The 16,179-nt window shown below is 59.4% G+C and carries 15 protein-coding genes; 2 read left to right on the top strand and 13 right to left on the bottom strand.

Annotation, left to right across the window (positions count from 1 at the left end; translation table 11 throughout):
* Window positions 1-12: 12 nt before the first annotated feature.
* Window positions 13-1,833 (top strand): phosphogluconate dehydratase, encoded by a 1,821-nt coding sequence (gene edd / locus NBG89_RS01665; protein ID WP_431321434.1) that lies wholly within the window; start codon window positions 13-15, stop codon window positions 1,831-1,833.
* A gap of 72 nt (window positions 1,834-1,905) precedes the next feature.
* Here edd and NBG89_RS01660 read toward each other — a convergent pair whose 3' ends face one another.
* The 6 genes from NBG89_RS01660 to NBG89_RS01635 form a co-directional block, all read right to left on the bottom strand.
* Window positions 1,906-2,259 carry a hypothetical protein gene (locus tag NBG89_RS01660; protein ID WP_037077031.1) on the bottom strand — a complete coding sequence of 118 codons (354 nt, stop codon included), beginning with the start codon at window positions 2,257-2,259 and terminating at the stop codon, window positions 1,906-1,908.
* Between the two features lie 265 nt (window positions 2,260-2,524).
* Window positions 2,525-3,616: an ABC transporter ATP-binding protein gene (locus NBG89_RS01655; protein ID WP_088705006.1), complete on the bottom strand. Its 1,092-nt coding sequence runs from the start codon at window positions 3,614-3,616 to the stop codon at window positions 2,525-2,527.
* A 21-nt stretch (window positions 3,617-3,637) separates the two neighbouring features.
* A complete protein-coding gene (locus NBG89_RS01650; RefSeq protein WP_431321433.1) occupies window positions 3,638-5,284 on the bottom strand; it encodes an alpha-glucosidase family protein in 1,647 nt (548 codons plus the stop codon).
* A gap of 33 nt (window positions 5,285-5,317) precedes the next feature.
* Window positions 5,318-6,481: a carbohydrate ABC transporter permease gene (locus NBG89_RS01645; protein ID WP_431321432.1), complete on the bottom strand. Its 1,164-nt coding sequence runs from the start codon at window positions 6,479-6,481 to the stop codon at window positions 5,318-5,320.
* A gap of 1 nt (window position 6,482) precedes the next feature.
* Window positions 6,483-7,496: a carbohydrate ABC transporter permease gene (locus NBG89_RS01640; RefSeq protein ID WP_431321431.1), complete on the bottom strand. Its 1,014-nt coding sequence runs from the start codon at window positions 7,494-7,496 to the stop codon at window positions 6,483-6,485.
* Window positions 7,497-7,668: 172 nt separating this feature from the next.
* Window positions 7,669-9,033 carry an ABC transporter substrate-binding protein gene (locus NBG89_RS01635; protein ID WP_431321430.1) on the bottom strand — a complete coding sequence of 455 codons (1,365 nt, stop codon included), beginning with the start codon at window positions 9,031-9,033 and terminating at the stop codon, window positions 7,669-7,671.
* 285 nt (window positions 9,034-9,318) lie between these two features.
* Between NBG89_RS01635 and NBG89_RS01630 the strand changes: the two genes are divergently transcribed.
* A complete protein-coding gene (locus NBG89_RS01630; RefSeq protein WP_431321429.1) occupies window positions 9,319-10,362 on the top strand; it encodes a LacI family DNA-binding transcriptional regulator in 1,044 nt (347 codons plus the stop codon).
* Here NBG89_RS01630 and folD read toward each other — a convergent pair.
* From folD to NBG89_RS01595, 7 genes are all read right to left on the bottom strand, one after another.
* Window positions 10,341-11,240 (bottom strand): bifunctional methylenetetrahydrofolate dehydrogenase/methenyltetrahydrofolate cyclohydrolase FolD, encoded by a 900-nt coding sequence (gene folD, locus NBG89_RS01625; RefSeq protein WP_431321428.1) that lies wholly within the window; start codon window positions 11,238-11,240, stop codon window positions 10,341-10,343. The genes NBG89_RS01630 and folD overlap by 22 nt on opposite strands.
* A 118-nt stretch (window positions 11,241-11,358) precedes the next feature.
* Entirely contained in the window at window positions 11,359-13,089 is a 1,731-nt protein-coding gene (locus NBG89_RS01620; protein ID WP_431321427.1) for a succinoglycan biosynthesis protein, read from the bottom strand.
* Window positions 13,090-13,188: 99 nt separating this feature from the next.
* Window positions 13,189-13,959, bottom strand: coding sequence for a WecB/TagA/CpsF family glycosyltransferase (locus tag NBG89_RS01615; RefSeq protein WP_431322754.1), 771 nt, complete (start codon window positions 13,957-13,959; stop codon window positions 13,189-13,191).
* Window positions 13,960-14,248: 289 nt separating this feature from the next.
* Entirely contained in the window at window positions 14,249-14,782 is a 534-nt protein-coding gene (locus tag NBG89_RS01610) for a hypothetical protein (RefSeq protein WP_088691406.1), read from the bottom strand.
* On the bottom strand, window positions 14,782-15,147 hold the full coding sequence (locus tag NBG89_RS01605) for a hypothetical protein (protein ID WP_088691405.1): 366 nt from the start codon (window positions 15,145-15,147) through the stop codon (window positions 14,782-14,784). Before NBG89_RS01605 ends, NBG89_RS01610 begins: the two co-directional genes overlap by 1 nt.
* A gap of 17 nt (window positions 15,148-15,164) precedes the next feature.
* Entirely contained in the window at window positions 15,165-15,731 is a 567-nt protein-coding gene (locus NBG89_RS01600) for a rod-binding protein (protein ID WP_431321426.1), read from the bottom strand.
* A 31-nt stretch (window positions 15,732-15,762) separates the two neighbouring features.
* A complete protein-coding gene (locus tag NBG89_RS01595; protein WP_431321425.1) occupies window positions 15,763-16,176 on the bottom strand; it encodes a hypothetical protein in 414 nt (137 codons plus the stop codon).
* Window positions 16,177-16,179 lie beyond the last annotated feature (3 nt).

Below are 16,179 nucleotides of genomic sequence, written 5' to 3'. Positions count from 1 at the left end.
AGGATACCTCCCATGTCCGCTAATGCACGCATTTCTGCGATCACCACCCGCATCGTCGAACGATCGAAGCCGACGCGCGGACTTTATCTGGAGCGCCTGCGCAACGCGGCATCCAAGGGTGTAAGTCGCTCAGTTCTCGGTTGCGCCAACCTCGCGCATGGCTTCGCGGTCTGTTCCCCCGCCGAGAAAGAGGCACTTGCGGGCGACCGCGTGCCCAATCTTGGCATCATCACTTCCTACAATGACATGCTCTCCGCGCATCAGCCGTTCGAGAACTATCCGGCGATCATTCGCGAGGCGGCCGCCGAAGCCGGCGGCATCGCGCAGGTCGCGGGCGCTGTTCCTGCCATGTGCGACGGTGTCACGCAGGGCCAGCCCGGCATGGAGCTTTCGCTGTTCTCGCGCGACCTGATCGCGATGGCTGCCGGCGTGGGGCTCTCGCACAACATGTTCGATGCCGCGCTCTTCCTCGGCGTCTGTGACAAGATCGTGCCCGGCCTCGTCATCGCCGCTCTCTCCTTCGGACATTTGCCGGCGATCTTCGTTCCGGCCGGTCCGATGACCTCGGGGCTGCCGAACGACGAAAAGTCACGTGTGCGCCAGCTCTATGCCGAAGGCAAGGTCGGGCGCGCCGAACTGCTGGAAGCGGAATCGAAGTCCTATCACGGTCCGGGCACCTGCACCTTCTACGGCACGGCGAATTCAAACCAGATGCTGATGGAGATCATGGGCTTCCACATGCCCGGTTCCTCCTTCGTCAATCCCGGCACGCCATTGCGCGAAGCCTTCACACGTGAGGCTGCCAAGCGTGCGCTTGCGATCACCGCGCAGGGTAATGAATTCACGCCGGCCGGCGAGATGATCGATGAACGCTCCGTGGTAAATGGCGTCGTCGGCCTGCACGCCACAGGTGGCTCAACGAACCACACGCTGCACCTCGTCGCCATGGCGCGGGCTGCCGGTATCCAGCTGACCTGGCAGGATATTGCCGAGCTTTCCGAGATCGTGCCGCTGCTGGCGCGCGTCTATCCGAACGGGCTTGCCGATGTGAACCACTTCCATGCCGCCGGCGGCATGGGCTTCCTCATCAAAGAACTACTGAAGCACGGCATGCTGCATGACGACGTCCGCACCGTCTTCGGCCATGGCCTGCAGGCGTACACCATCGATCCTCGCCTTGGTGAAGACGGAACGATCATTCGGGAGCCCGCACCCGAGAAGAGCGTCGATCCGAAGGTGCTTGCCAATATCGAGACGCCCTTCCAGGCGAATGGCGGCTTGAAGATGCTGCGCGGTAATCTCGGCAAGGCCGTCATCAAGATCTCGGCGGTCAAACAGGACCGGCATGTCATCGAAGCGCCGGCCGTCGTCTTCCACAGCCAGCAGGAGCTGCAGGACGCCTTCAAGGAAGGCAAGCTCAACAAGGATTTCGTCGCCGTCGTTCGTTTCCAGGGACCGAAGGCGAACGGCATGCCGGAATTGCATAAGCTGACGCCACCTCTCGGCGTGCTGCAGGATCGCGGCTTCCGCGTTGCGCTACTGACCGATGGCCGCATGTCGGGCGCCTCGGGCAAGGTGCCGGCAGCAATCCACGTCACGCCTGAGGCTGTCGACGGCGGTCCGATCGCGCGGATCAAGGACGGGGACATCATCCGCCTCGATGCTATCGCCGGCACGCTGGAGGTTCTGGTCGATGCTGCGGACCTGGCCGAACGAGAGTCCGTTGTCGTCGACCTCTCCGAGAACGAGTTTGGCCTGGGCCGCGATCTGTTTGCGCCGTTCCGCCGCGCCGTTGGCCCTTCGGATCGCGGTGCAAGCGTACTGTTCCACTAAGCCGCAACCAGCTAAACCGAAAACGACAAAGCCCGCGAGGACGCGGGCTTTGTCTTGTGTTACGTCAGGAAATCAGGCGCGGATGTCGAGCACACGATCGCGATGTGCGGGGTGCGTGCTGTAGACAAAGATCTTGTTCAATTCCTTGTCATTCAGCATGCGCAGAAAGCGGACTTCGATCGTGTTGTTGGCATTCACTCGCGTCAGCATGCAGCCAACCTTGGTGATACGTGCATCCGGGATATCAAGGTAGAACTGCTTCGGAAGGGCGTATTGCGTAAGAAGCGCAAGAACTGCGCTGCTCTTGGAAATGCGGATGATGTCGCATCGCCGTGACGCCATATGCATGACGCCTTTCTCAGTGTATTCGATACGTGCGGCGTTCATCGTATCCTCCATCTTGAACCGCACTTCACGGTCGTACATGAAGGATTCTTCTTTGTTCAGAAAGTGCCCGGAAGGCATTTGATTGGATGCTGCCACCGCCGTATTCCCTTCGATATTCAATGAGGAAATACTACCGGGCGATGCTTAACAGACCGTGAGAATAGTTTCGATCCGGAGCACTATATCCACTGAACAAGTCGGCGAATCTTCGGGGATAATTCTGTTTTCGATCAGATACATAACAAAGCCCGGGCAACACGTAGCGTTCCCCGGGCTTGATTTTTGTCGTCGCAACGAAGCGATTTTATTTGCGATAGGTGCGGCCATCCGCGTCAAAGAGATGCAGCTTTGAGCGGTCGGCCGAGAAGTGCATCTTCTGGCCCTTCTTGATATCGTAAATGCCGGGCAGCTTGACGATGATCGGTTCGCCCTGAACGAGACCCTCGATATAGAGAAGTGTCACTTCGCCAAGCGCCTCGACGATCGAGACTTCACCCTCGAAGAGGTAGTCGTCGCCGGCGCCAGCCACGCGCAGATCTTCGGGACGAACGCCGAAGCTTGCGGTCTTGCCCTTTTCGGCAGCGGCCGTGGGAATGTCGAGCGTCACGGACTTGCCGCCGGTCAACGTCACCGTCGTCGTGTTGCCAGCCTCTGTAATGGTTGACGGAATGACATTCATGGCCGGAGAGCCGATGAACTTGGCGACGAAGAGATTTGCCGGACGCTCGTAGAGTTCCAGCGGTGCGCCCACCTGCTCGATGTTGCCGGCGGAGAGGACGACGATGCGGTCAGCAAGCGTCATCGCTTCCACCTGATCGTGGGTGACGTAGATCATCGTCGTGCCCGCCATCTGCTCGCTCAGGCGGGCGATCTCGATGCGGGTTGCAACACGAAGCGCTGCGTCGAGGTTCGACAGCGGCTCGTCGAAGAGAAAGACCTTCGGATTGCGGCAGATGGCGCGGCCGATCGCGACGCGCTGACGCTGGCCACCGGAGAGCGCCTTCGGCAGGCGATCGAGATATCGCGTGAGCTGCAGGCTCTCGGCGGCGGCGCGAACACGGCGGTCGATCTCCTGCTTGCTTTCGCCGGCGATCTTCATGCCGAACGCCATGTTGTCGTAGACAGTCATGTGCGGATAGAGCGCGTAGGACTGGAACACCATCGCGATGCCGCGCTTCGACGGCGGCACATCGTTGACCAGCTGGCCATCGATATACATGTCGCCACCGGTGATGTTCTCCAGGCCGGCAATCATGCGCAGCAGGGTGGACTTTCCGCAGCCCGAAGGACCGACGAACACAACGAACTCGCCCTCCTTGATCTCCAGATCGATCCCGTGGAGAACGTCCACGGAGCCGTAGGATTTGCGAATATCCTTAAGCGACAGTCCTGTCATTAATTCCTCCTCCTCACATCGTCAGGCGAGACGAGCGAAGTACGCTCCCCACGCCGGAATATCGATCTTCTCACCATAGTTATTGCTGACGAAACCGTGGCCCGTCAACGCCTGCCAGTCACCTGCAGGCAAAACGACGGCACTTTCGGTCGCGCTCATGTTGAAGACGCAGAGCAGCTTTTCGTCGCCGTATTCGCGCACGAAGATCAGCACGTCCTCCTGCGGTTCCATGAACTCGATCTCGCCCTTGGCGAAGGCCGGGTGCAGTTTGCGGAAGGCAAGGAAGCGACGATAGTGCTCAAGAACTGAGTTCTCGTCGCCCTGCTGGACGCTAACGGCGCGCAGAATGTGTTCGACTGGAACCGGCAGCCACGGCTTGACGGTCGAGAAACCGCCCTGGGCGACCTGGCTGTCCCAGACCATCGGCGTACGGCAGCCGTCTCGGCCCTTGAATTCCGGCCAGAACTGAATGCCGTAGGGATCCTGCAGGTCCTGATAGGCAAGATCGGCTTCGGTCAGGCCCAGTTCCTCGCCCTGGTACAGGCAAACGGAACCGCGCAGCGTCATCAGGAGCGAGGCATATTGCTTGGCAAAGGCGTCGTGATCGGCAACCAGCGAGCCCCAGCGGCTGACATGGCGCATGACGTCGTGGTTGGAGAATGCCCAGCAGGCCCAGCCATCCGGCGCAGCCGCCGCAAAGTCTTCCATCACCTCCTCGACACGCTCGGGAGAAAGCGGATCAGGTGCCAGAAACTCGAAGGCATAGCACATGTGCATCTTGTCGTTGCCGGAGGTGTATTCCCCGACGATCTCAAGACCGCGTTGGCTGTCGCCGACTTCGCCGACGGCGGCGATTGCCGGAAACTCCTCGAGCACGGCACGGAACCGCTTCAGGAACTCCAGGTTCTCCGGCCGGTTCTTGTCGTAGACATGCTCCTGGAAGTTATAGGGATTGACCGCCGGAGCCGTCGAGGCGTTGCGGCGCTCCGGGGCAAGCGCCGGATTGTCGCGCAGCTCCTTGTCGTGGAAGTAGAAATTGATCGTATCGAGACGGAAGCCATCGACGCCGCGCTTCAGCCAGAAGCGCACGACATCCAGCAGCCGGTCCTGAACCTCGGGATTGTGCAGGTTCATGTCCGGCTGCGAGGTCAGGAAGTTATGCATGTAGTACTGCATGCGCGTCGGATCCCACGCCCATGCGGAACCACCGAAGATCGACAGCCAGTTGTTCGGCGGCGTGCCGTCGGGCTTGGAATCGGCCCAGACATACCAGTTCGCCTTGGCGTTGGTTTTGCTGGAGCGACTCTCCACGAACCAGGGATGCTGGTCGGAGCTATGCGAGATGACGAGATCGATCATCACGCGGATGCCGAGGCGATGCGCCTCGGATATCATCGTGTCGAAGTCCACCAGCGTGCCGAAAATGGCATCGACGTTTTCGTAGTCGGAAACATCGTAGCCGAAATCGCGCATCGGCGACGTGAAGAAGGGCGAGATCCAGATCGCGTCCGCGCCAAGCGATGCCACATGCGGCAGGCGGGCGGTGATGCCCTTCAAGTCGCCGATGCCGTCGCCGTTCGAATCCTGGAAGGAGCGCGGGTAGATCTGATAGATCACCGCGCCGCGCCACCAGTCCTTGTCGGCCGTCAAAATGGATTGGGATGCCATGCTCGTGTTTCCTGTTGGATGCTCTTGGGGTTGCTAACCGCCCTTGACCGAGCCCGCGAGCAGACCACGCACCAGATAGCGCTGCAAGCCGAAGAACACGAGCAGCGGTACGACAATGGTGACGAAGGCCGAGGCCGTCAGGATTTCCCAGTTGCCACCGCGCGACCCGAGCAGTGCGTTCAGGGCGCCGGTCAACACGAGATGATCCCTGTCGGTACCGAGGAAGACCATGGCGACAAGCAGGTCGTTCCACACCCACAGGAACTGGAAGATCGCGAAGGACGCGAGCGCAGGGAAGGACAAGGGCAGTACGATACGGGTAAAGATCTCGAAATCACTGGCGCCATCGACGCGGGCGGATTCGATGATCTCCTTCGGGAGACCGGCAATGTAGGCGCGCAGCAGATAGATGGCCAGCGGCATGCCGAAGGCTGTGTGCGCAAACCAGATACCGGGATAAGTCTTCGACGGAGCGTCGAGCAGTGAGCCAATGCCGTTATATAGCCTCAGAAGCGGGATCAGCGACATCTGCAGCGGCACGACGATGAGCCCGACGACGAGTGCGATGAGCAACGCCCGCCCAGGGAATTCCATCCAGCTCAGCGCATAGGCTGCAAAAGCCGCAATGAGGATCGGGATGATCGTCGCGGGGATGGTGACGGTCAGCGAATTGATGAAGGACTGGCCGATTCCCTCGCCTGTCAGAACCGTCTTGTAGTTCTGCAGCGTGAATTCAGGCGGCGTGGCAACCGAAATATAGACACGTCGACCGCCATCGTCAGGCCCGAAGGCGACGTTCTTCATGTAGCGGTAGCTACCGTCGTCGCTGATGGTCAGCGACACGCCATCGCCAAGGTCGGCCGTCTCGCCAGCCTTGTACGCGGACGGCTGCTGGACACGCGTTCCAAAGGCGCGGACGGAGCGGCCCTGCTGACCCTCCAGCACATTGCCTGAGATGACGTAGACGGCGCCTTCCTGCTTTTGCTGGTCAGGCTGCCCAAGGCGCACGGCAACGGTTCGCGACGAGCCCGCAAAGGCCGTCCACCAACCGGAAACGACGAGCTGATCCTTGTCTCGCAGGGCGCTGATGAAGATGCCGAGCGTCGGGATTAGCCAGACGATGACGATCACAAGGACTACGAAGTGAACAAAGAGGCGGGCGGGGCCGATCTTGAAGAAATCTCTGGTGAGTGTCATCTCAGTGGCCTCCCAGCTCGCGATTGGCGCGGCGAACGTTCCAAACCATGATCGGCGTCACGGCCAACATGATAATCAGCGCGATAACAGCACTTCGGCCGGAATCGCCACCACCCCGGAAGAGCCAGTTGAACATGAGATTGGCAAGCACCATCGTATTCCATTGACCATTGGTCATGGTCAACACGATGTCGAAGACCTTGAGAACGAGAATGGTGATCGTCGTCCAGACGACGGCGATCGTGCCCCAGACCTGCGGCACCATGATGCGCCAGAAGATCTGCCAGCCATTCGCGCCATCGATGACGGCAGCCTCGATGGTTTCCTCGGGGATGCCGCGCAGTGCGGCAGACAGGATCACCATGGCGAAGCCAGTCTGGATCCAGATCAGGATGATCATCAGGAAAAAGTTGTTCCAGAAGGGCACTGAAATCCACACCTGCGGCGTACCGCCGAACAACTGAACAATCGAATTCAGCAGACCGATCTGAACATCGTTGCCACCACGGTATTCGTAAATGAACTTCCAGATGACGGATGCGCCGACGAAGGAAATCGCCATCGGCATGAAGACGATGCTTTTCGCGATATTGCCCCACCAGATGCGGTCGGTCATGACAGCGATGACGAGACCGAAGAAGGTGCAGGCCGCAGGCACGACGGCGAGCCACAGGATGTTGTTGAAGATCGACTGACGGAATTCGCGATCGGTGAGGGCCCACTGATAGTTCGCAAAGCCTACGAATTTTTCGCCGGAACGATCGTAGAACGAAAGGATCAGCGTCGCGACTACGGGATAAACGAGGTAGACGACAAGAAGGAAAAGGGCTGGCCCGATGAACAGCCACGGCCGGATCATCGCCCGGCGATTCAGGTTGCGCGCTGCGGAATGGATATCGCCATCCTTCACCGGAAGCGACCAATCGAGGATCTTGTTCGAAAAATAGAAGTAGGCCGAGCAGGCGAAAACCGCCACGACCACGACCCCCAAAGCGGAAACTATCTGCGACAGCATTCGTCCCTCCTCCCCTGCTACCCGGTCTATCCCGACGGGTTCGCGCGCACTGATCATCGTCACTTCGCCCATCGCTATTGACGCGACAGGCAACAGTGGCCGGACACTCCCGGTATCCGGCCATACACTTGAACCATGCCGTCGTTGCCGACGGCATGCATGTCAGGCGATGTTACTTGATGGCATCCCAGGCGCCCTGGATTTCCTTGGCGGTCTCCTCTGCAGACTTACCACCAACGAAATCGACCATGCCTGTCCAGAATGCACCCGCGCCGATCTTGCCCGGCATCAGGTCGGAACCGTCGAAGCGGAAAGTGGTCGCGGTCGTCAGGATCTCGCCTTCCCTCTTCATCTGGTCATTGGCATAGGCCGCCGTGTTGACGCCCTTGTACGGCGTCAGGAAGCTCGACTGTGCCATCCAGACTTCGTGGGCGATCGGGGTCTTCAGGAACTCGACGAAGGCACGAGCTGCCTTGGAGTCCTTGGTGACGGTCACGAGCGTGCCCGCACCGAGAACCGGCTTGCCGAGGTCTGCATGCGCGGCGTAGGTCGGCATGTAGAAGAAGTCGGCATCCTGACCGAGCTTCGTACCTTCAGGGAAGAAGGACGGAATGAACGAAGCCTGATGGTGCAGGTAGCACTTCGGGGGCACGCCGAAGAGACCCTTCGGGCTGTCGCGGAAGTCGGTCGCAGCAACTGCTGCAACGCCACCGCTTACATACTTCTCGTTCTTGGCAAACGAACCGAATTCGTCGATCGCGGCGACGACGGCCGGATCCGTGAACTTGACTTCATTGGTGGTCCACTTGTCGTAAACATCAGGCTTCTGCTGGCGCAGCATGATGTCTTCGATCCAGTCCGTTGCCGGCCAGCCGGTTGCACCACCGGAGCCGAGGCCGATGCACCACGGCACGCCGCCGTCCTTGACGATCTGGTCCGTCAGGGCGTGCAGTTCTTCCATGGTCGTCGGGACCTTGTAGCCTGCTTCCTTGAAATTCTCAGGCACATACCAAACAAGCGATTTCACGTCAGCCTTGTATGGGAAGGCATAGAAGGCTTCCTTGCCGTCCTTGCCCTTGTAGGTGCCATAGCCGACCCAGCTGTCGCCAGCGCCGTAGTTATCCTTGACCCATTTGGAGTTCTCCTCTCCAAGCGGCGTCAGGAAGCCCTTGCTGGCGAGATCGGCCAGAAGACCCGGCTGCGGCAGAATAGCAATGTTCGGCGGAGAACCGGCCTGCGTGTCGATAACGATCTGCTGTTCATAGTTTTCCGAGGAGGAATACTTGGCGTCTACGCCGGTCGCTTCGGTGAAATAGGCCAAAATGCTGCGGAAGAAGGCTTCATCTTCGCCGCGCCACGGTCCGAAGATGGTCATCTGCTCGCCCTTCAGATCGGCGTGAGCAGCCTTGAAATCGTCGTAGCTCTTCCAGTTGAATTTCGAATCCTGCCCTGGGGCAAACTTCAGATCGGCAGCCGACACGGCACCGGCAGCAAGAAGCGCCGCCGCAGCAACGCCCATCAAAAACGTCTTTCTCATGTGATCAACCTCCCATCACAATCCCAACCGCACTTTTGAAACCGTTTAGATGTCGTTCCAAAGCGCTTTGACAAATGCACTCATTTCACTTTCGGCAGAAAAGAGTCAAGCAATTTTGCAAAAAGTGCACCAAATGTGCCCCTTATCCGCGGGAGCATCCCCCACGATACCTTGGGAATATGGAGCGATTTTTCTTGAGTCAAGCCGAACAACTGTTACATAATTGAAAGCGCTTTGGATGCCATTGGGAGCTGGCGACCAAGGCAAGCGGAGGAAGCATAACACGTGAATTTGAAACAGCTATCGGAATTGCTTGGTCTGTCGCAGACAACGGTAAGCCGCGCATTGAACGGCTATCCCGAAGTCAATGAGGCGACACGCGAGCGCGTGCTCCAAGCCGTGAAGGAGACCGGTTATCGCCCCAACAAGGCGGCACAGCGGCTTGCGACCGGCAAGGCCGGCTCGATTGGCCTCGTTATGCCGACGGCTCCCGATCATTATTCCGACGTGCATTTCGGCGAGTTCCTGACGGGGCTCGGCGAGGAAGCCGTGCGCCACGATTTTCATTTCGTAATCATGCCTGCCGATCCGAACGACGAGGTCGGGGCACTGCGCCGGCTTGCGATCAGCGGCAATGTCGATGCGCTGTTCGTGGCCTATATGCGCGGTCACGATCCGCGGCTGCCGATGCTGAAGTCACTCTCCATGCCATTCCTCGTGCACGGTCGCTCCATCGGTTCCGAGCCCGACTATCCCTACCTCGATATCGACAACGAAGCCGCTTTCTATGATGCCGCGAGGTTGCTGCTTCAGCTCGGCCATACGCGCTTTGCCCTGCTCAACGGGCCGGGGCATCTCGACTTTGCAATCCGCCGCAAGAACGGACTTGTCGCCGCGCTCTCCGAGCGAGGGCTGTCGCTTCCGGAAGACTGCATGAGCCATACGTCGATGACGGACGAACTTGGTCAGACTGCCATGGAACGCTTTCTGCAGATGCCGGAGCGCCCGACGGCGATCCTCTGCTCCAGTACGGTGCTGGCGCTCGGGGCCATCCGTGCCGTCAATCAAGCCGGGCTGAAGCTCGGCGAGGACATTTCACTGATCGCGCATGACGACGTCCTGCCTCATCTGAAGCCCGAAAACTTTTCGGTGCCGCTGACGACGACGCGATCCTCGCTGCGGGCCGCGGGCGTGCGTATCGCCCAACGGCTTATCGGGACGGTCAAGCAGGAGGGGCCCTTTCCGGAGCAGGAACTCTGGAAAACGGAACTGATCGTCAGAGCCTCGACAGGGTCGGCGCCGCGGGATCAGAATTTGGGTGGCGTCTGACCGGCCACTCGATGGGCCGCGATGACGGTATTGGCCATCAGCATCGCGATTGTCATCGGCCCGACCCCACCGGGAACCGGCGTAATGACGCCAGCGACCTTCGCAGCCTCATCGAAGGCAACGTCGCCGACGAGGCGCGTCTTGCCTTCACCCTTTTCGGGAGCCGGAACGCGGTTGATGCCGACATCGATGACAGTGGCGCCGGGCCTCACCCAATCGCTCTTGACCATCTCCGGGCGCCCGACGGCAGCAACCAGAATATCCGCATTGCGGCAGACAGCCGGCAGATCCTTGGTGCGCGAGTGAGCGATGGTCACCGTCGCATTCGCATTGAGCAGCAACTGCGCCATCGGCTTCCCGAACAGGTTCGAGCGGCCGATCACCACAGCATTCAGGCCGGAGAGATCTTCGCCATGCGTGCGGCGCACGAAGACCATCGCGCCAGCCGGAGTGCAGGACACGAGGCCGGTTTCGAGATCGCCGGTCGCAAGCTTGCCGGCATTGACGACGTTGAGACCGTCGACATCCTTCTCCGGCAGGATCGATTGAATGATCGGTTCGGATTTCAGATGCTTGGGCAACGGCAGTTGCACGAGGATGCCGTGGATCGAGGCGTCGTGGTTCAAGGAAGTGACGAGCGCTGCCAACTCCTCCTGCGTCGTCTCGACCGGCAAGGTGTGCTGGACGGATTTGAACCCGCATTCCTTCGCCATCTTGCTTTTGGAATTGACGTAGGCATGGCTGGCCGGATCGTCGCCGACGATCACGACCGCAAGGCCGGTCTTGACGCCGCTCTGCTTATCCAGCGCGGATGTCGCGGCTTTCACGGTTTCGATTACGGAAGCTGCAACCTGTTTGCCATCAATCACTGTCGTCAAGACTGTCTCCTGCCCTTGCTTTAGCCCATTGTAGCCGGTGGCACCCAGCACGATTTGCCTGTCCACGCCCTATCCTGCCTAAAATGGCAAATGCAAGAACAATCGTGTCGCAGCAAAGTCAGGAGGCTGCCGACCGGGTGCGCAACCTGTCGCGCATGGCGGCGAGCTCGGCACGGATGATATCCACTTCCTGTGGCACCTCGACTGCCGCCGCCGCTGATGGCGTGGCTACCGCCAGCGCCGGAGCGGGAGTGCGCAGCGACGGCTCCTTCTTTACAGGCACCGCAAGCGCGGAGCGCACCTTGAAGGAGATGGCCGCCAAGCCAAATGCCAGGCCAGCAAGCACGCCAAGCAGTGGCGATAGCCAGCGCGGATCAGTCGGCATGGCGATTGTCTGAACTGGCTTTTGCAGTTGCACACTGCCAGCACCCGGCGCGACGGCTCCTGTGGTGATCGCATCTTCCAGGCGCGAGCGCGTCGCGCTTGCCTTGTCGCGCAGCTCGGTAAGCTTCGCCAGATCAACGCCCGTATCCTTGCTTTGGGCAATAAGCGCATTGCGGCGATCACTCAGCTGCCGTTTGTCTGAAGTAGCTGACTTCGTCTCGTCATTCGCTTCGCGCAGCATCCGACCGAGCTCCTCGCCAATCACATCACTCAAGCCGTCAACCTCAGCCTGCTGCGCCTGCAGCCGCGGATGGCGAGGGCCGAGATTGGCAGACAGCTGCGACAGAGACAGGTGTGCAGCGACATACCTGTTACGGCGGTCGACGAGTGTCGGCGACATGAGGTCAGCATCAAGCGTGCCGGCAAGAACATCCGCGACCTTGGCCACCTTCAGCCTGCTCGCCTTCTCTCGCGCGGTAATGATGTGCTGCTCGGCCGCCTTCAGCTCTGCGTCAATGCTGCCAATCTGTTGTTGCAGCTCAGTTGCGACTTTGACGTTGCCTTCACCGCTCTTCTGCGTGAAGGAGGCGAGCTCGAGCTGGGCCGCATCGTCCGCCTTTTTCAGTGACACGTCTTCGGTGGCCCCGGTTGCGGCTCCCGGACCCGTTACGACCGATGCGAGGTAACCCGCGATGCGTGCGGATTTCTCCGCGCTGCCGGTGGTGACCTTGAAATCGATCGTGCCTGCTTGAGAATCGGTCATGGTATGGATCTTGGAGATGAGCGATGCTTCGGCACGCGAGACAGGGTCGACCGCTGCGCCATCGGTCGATAGCAGGTCGACGGCCACCGAGAATGCGTCGGAGGAGACGCCGGAAAACTCCGGATCTCGATCCAGTTTCAACGCCGCAACGGTCGCAGCGATCGTGTGAGACGCCGAAAGCGTCTTTTCGGCCGCTTTTGTGGCCATGGCGCGGACTTGACCGGCGCCTTGGACGGTGAGCATCCCTTCCGCGCTATATCGCGCCGGCTCGGTGGGGATCAGGCAACCGGTCGCTGCGCCCAGCGCGCAGATGAGACCAATCGTAGCGAGAGGTTTCAAACGCCCTATTTTCGGCGCTCTTTCGGAGATAGCGGATGGCGCCTCATTCAGATTTGCGGCTGCGTCCGTGGACCGCGCAGCGGGGACCTGCGCAACCGGGAGCGTCTCGACAACGGCGGCCTCGATATCGTTTGCAGCCTCAAGCCTCTTGCCCAGGATTGTTCCGATGCGACTGACGAGCGCTGGCACTTCAGGTCCAGTGGCGCGGCTGGCACGCTGTTGCTCAAGCGCGCGCTCGATCACGCCGAGCAGCTTGGCTTCTGCCGCCGGCATCACGGCGGCTTCGGATGGTATCGCGATACGGTCGCGCCGTGTTGTCGGGGACCGGGGAATGGCCTGGCTTCTCGGATTGCTGTCGTACATCGCCACATCTCATGCGTATGAACGGTCGAGCCGCCCGCGACTTGCGGATGGTTAAGCAACCCTAAATGTTCATAGCAAAGAAATGGTTAACTGACGTAACTATGCTGATCGACTCAGCAGCCGCTTGCGGCGCGTTATGCCGTATTGGAGCACCTGATACAGGAAGGCAGCGGAGCCGAGGGCGTACTGCAGCATCCCGTGGTAGCCGCGGTCGAGCCCGATCATCCGCAGAAGCTTCGGCGTGTGGCGGATCGTATCTGTCACGACTTCGAACAGGTCGCCAACAGCAAGTACCAGCCGAGCATGATCCGCCCGGATGTTCTGATGGACCCATTTCTCCTCGGATGCGGTGCTCGTTCCGACAATCAACAAATCGAACGCTTGCTGATCGATGTCTTTGATGATCGCCGATTTGTCTGCCGCCTCGGAAAAGCTGTCGGAAATGATGATGAATTCATGCCATGGAGCATGCCGCCGGAACGTCGCGGCTGTCGTCATGACCGCCTCGGGCGTGTTGCCGATCAGGCCGATGCGCCGCGGCATCTCCATGTATGTCAACAGCGCCGGTAGAAAATCGGCGGCCTTCAAACGGGCGGGGAACGGCGATCCGTGCGCTACTTTCGACGCGATATCGAGGCCCGGGCCATCAGGGAGCAACAGATTCTGCGTGAGAATGCCACGGTACTCGGCGTCGCGCAGCGACATCAACATATTGCGCGCGGTGACGAACGAGACGGACGTCTGCCCGACCGGTATCGACAGGAGTTCATTGATGAAAACCAGCGCGTCATCCCAGCCAAGATCGCAAACCGGTAGGTCGAAAATCGCGCGGCGCGACGACAGGACCGCGAAATTCGCGATCAGGTTCATGCCGGCTTCCTGACGATAGTGTTTCATGCTGCATGCATCCCGGACCAGATCAGATCGCCGCACCGGACGATTCAGCACCGGCCGATAACGTTTGCCTGGGAACGCATGAGAGAATTCCGAGAATCGGAAAGCGGTGCACAGTCAGCCCATCGCGGGGACTTATAGCAGCGCGATTTCAACTATCCGTTAGAAAAACTGCTTGAATTCCTCGCCGAAACCGAAGGAATCATTAACCATCTGCGGCCGCAAAAAACGGCGCCGATGGCGCCGCTTCGGGCAATGACTGGACCTATTCCGTTGCAGCCTTGTCCGTTACCGGCGCCGGAGCCACGACGTTGACGGGCTTGGCGGTCTTCTTCTGCTGCCCCGAGGCGTTCGCCTTCACCTCTTCCTTGGACAGATAGTCGAGCTGCTCCAGCATGACCTGGTCTATATAGTCTCCGCCAAGATGCTGGTTGATGTCTTTCTTGATCATCTCCCGGAACGCATTCGGATCGAAGGCTTTCATGTTGGAGATGTCGATCATCTTGTTGCCGACGAGCAGCGTAAAGAGCTCGTCGGTCGTCATTTCCGTGAGAGGCAAGGACACGTTCTTCACCGCGTCCTTGTTCATCATGAAGGACACCTTGCCGAGGAAGTAGCCGGTGACGACGCCGTCGGCAATGATCGGCACGGTGATCGTCTCGCCCTTTACAAGCTCGAGCTGGCTTTGCTTGGAATCATCGGGAGCCGGCGCAGGCGCCGTGGCCATGTGCACCGAGAAATAGACCGATGCCAGCGTGATCGCGCAAACCCAGACGCCTGTCAGAACGAGCTTAATCATCAAGCGTCACGTGCTACGAATTGCTCTTGGGAATAGGTGCCGTCAGCATCCGCATCCTGGACCGCATTCTTCAGGAGGTCAGCAACTGTGCGGACTGCTTCCAGATGTGCTTCGACGCGCCGTGCATTCAGAACGAGCTTCTTCTTTAGCCCATGCAACTGCTCGAGGTGAGCGGCGGCCAGTTCCTTCGGATCGGTATCGCGGAAGAGCATCGAAAGCTCATAGAGGCAACGGCTCTTGTGCGTGTTCGACACCTTGAGATCGAACTGCGGATCGTTGCCGATACGCGTGTTTTCGTTGTCGATGATCATTTCAAGGCGTCCAAGAACCGATTTGATACGGTAGTCGTTCGAGATTATTTCCATTTTTGTCCTCGATTCTCTCAGGCGTCATTGGCGGACTTGTTGTCCGCAGTTGTTGTACCGAAGGTCTTGCGCTGGAATTCGTCGATCATGCTCATCGCCATGTTGCGATCATCCTGATCGGTGGAAGCGTTGGCGACCTTGCCTTCCTGCTTCTTCAGCGCATCCTGATAGAGCTGCTTGGCAATGCCGATGCCGTTGCCCTTCGAAATCTCGTTGCCGAGCTGTTCGGCCATCATGCCTTTCCAGATGTCACCGGTGGCACCCTTGCCGTACACTTCCTCGCTATCACTCGGCAGCATGTTCTTGATGAAGTTCTGAAGAACCATCGCCTCGAACTTACGGTAGGTTTCGGGCACCTCCTCCGTCTTGCTGCTGCGATTCTTGCTGTCGCTCAAACCGGTCTTGCCGACGGCACGATCGAGAATATCGACGGCCGACGTGAAGCCCTTGCCGGCTTCGGCAAGACTGTTTGCCGCAAACGCCGCCTGGTTTGCTTTCAATTTTTCCTGGGCTGCCTGAACCTCGAGAGGGTCGGCAGCTTTGACAACATCCAGGACCAGATCACTCGGAGGTGAAATAGCCAAGTCACAATCCTCTTGCTTAAGATTGCGACGATTATGATTTTTGAAGCTTGCTGGAGGCTGGCGTACCGAACTTTTGATCGATGAGATCATAGACTGCGTTGTCGTCGGCTTCACGGCGTTCGGACTCCAGCGCCTCGCGCATGCCGTCCTCCAGCCGATCGCCCTTCGCGCGCTCCTGCATGACGCGCATTTCGTGGATCTCCTGCATGCCGGTCAGTTGCTTGTCCTTGATGCCGAGCCGGTTGAAGCGATCCGCATAGCCCTGCGAAAAGGCATGATGGACCGGGTCCATCGAGCCAAGCGCCAGAATGACGCTGTCCATCTGTTCGTTGACCTCCGCGCGCTGGCGGCTCGTTTCGGCAAGGTCGAATTCGGCCATCTGCTCCAGATGGCGTTGAACCGCCACGAGGCGCTTCAATTTCTGGGAGCGCGTCTTGTCCGCCATGTC

Origin of the sequence: Rhizobium sp. YTU87027 (assembly GCF_050644135.1) — a bacterium.
Taxonomy (GTDB): Bacteria; Pseudomonadota; Alphaproteobacteria; order Rhizobiales; family Rhizobiaceae; genus Rhizobium.
Note: the sequence above shows the minus strand (reverse complement) of the source record. Positions and strands in the feature narration are given on the sequence as shown.

Excerpts from the sequence above, each read along its gene's own strand:
- edd (WP_431321434.1), top strand. The coding sequence starts at position 13 with ATGTCCGCTAATGCACGCATTTCTGCGATCACCACCCGCATCGTCGAA.
- NBG89_RS01660 (WP_037077031.1), bottom strand. The coding sequence starts at position 2,259 with ATGTACGACCGTGAAGTGCGGTTCAAGATGGAGGATACGATGAACGCC.
- NBG89_RS01655 (WP_088705006.1), bottom strand. The coding sequence starts at position 3,616 with ATGACAGGACTGTCGCTTAAGGATATTCGCAAATCCTACGGCTCCGTG.
- NBG89_RS01650 (WP_431321433.1), bottom strand. The coding sequence starts at position 5,284 with ATGGCATCCCAATCCATTTTGACGGCCGACAAGGACTGGTGGCGCGGC.
- NBG89_RS01645 (WP_431321432.1), bottom strand. The coding sequence starts at position 6,481 with ATGACACTCACCAGAGATTTCTTCAAGATCGGCCCCGCCCGCCTCTTT.
- NBG89_RS01640 (WP_431321431.1), bottom strand. The coding sequence starts at position 7,496 with ATGCTGTCGCAGATAGTTTCCGCTTTGGGGGTCGTGGTCGTGGCGGTT.
- NBG89_RS01635 (WP_431321430.1), bottom strand. The coding sequence starts at position 9,033 with ATGAGAAAGACGTTTTTGATGGGCGTTGCTGCGGCGGCGCTTCTTGCT.
- NBG89_RS01620 (WP_431321427.1), bottom strand. The coding sequence starts at position 13,089 with ATGTACGACAGCAATCCGAGAAGCCAGGCCATTCCCCGGTCCCCGACA.
- NBG89_RS01615 (WP_431322754.1), bottom strand. The coding sequence starts at position 13,959 with ATGAACCTGATCGCGAATTTCGCGGTCCTGTCGTCGCGCCGCGCGATT.
- NBG89_RS01610 (WP_088691406.1), bottom strand. The coding sequence starts at position 14,782 with ATGATTAAGCTCGTTCTGACAGGCGTCTGGGTTTGCGCGATCACGCTG.
- NBG89_RS01605 (WP_088691405.1), bottom strand. The coding sequence starts at position 15,147 with ATGGAAATAATCTCGAACGACTACCGTATCAAATCGGTTCTTGGACGC.
- NBG89_RS01595 (WP_431321425.1), bottom strand. The coding sequence starts at position 16,176 with ATGGCGGACAAGACGCGCTCCCAGAAATTGAAGCGCCTCGTGGCGGTT.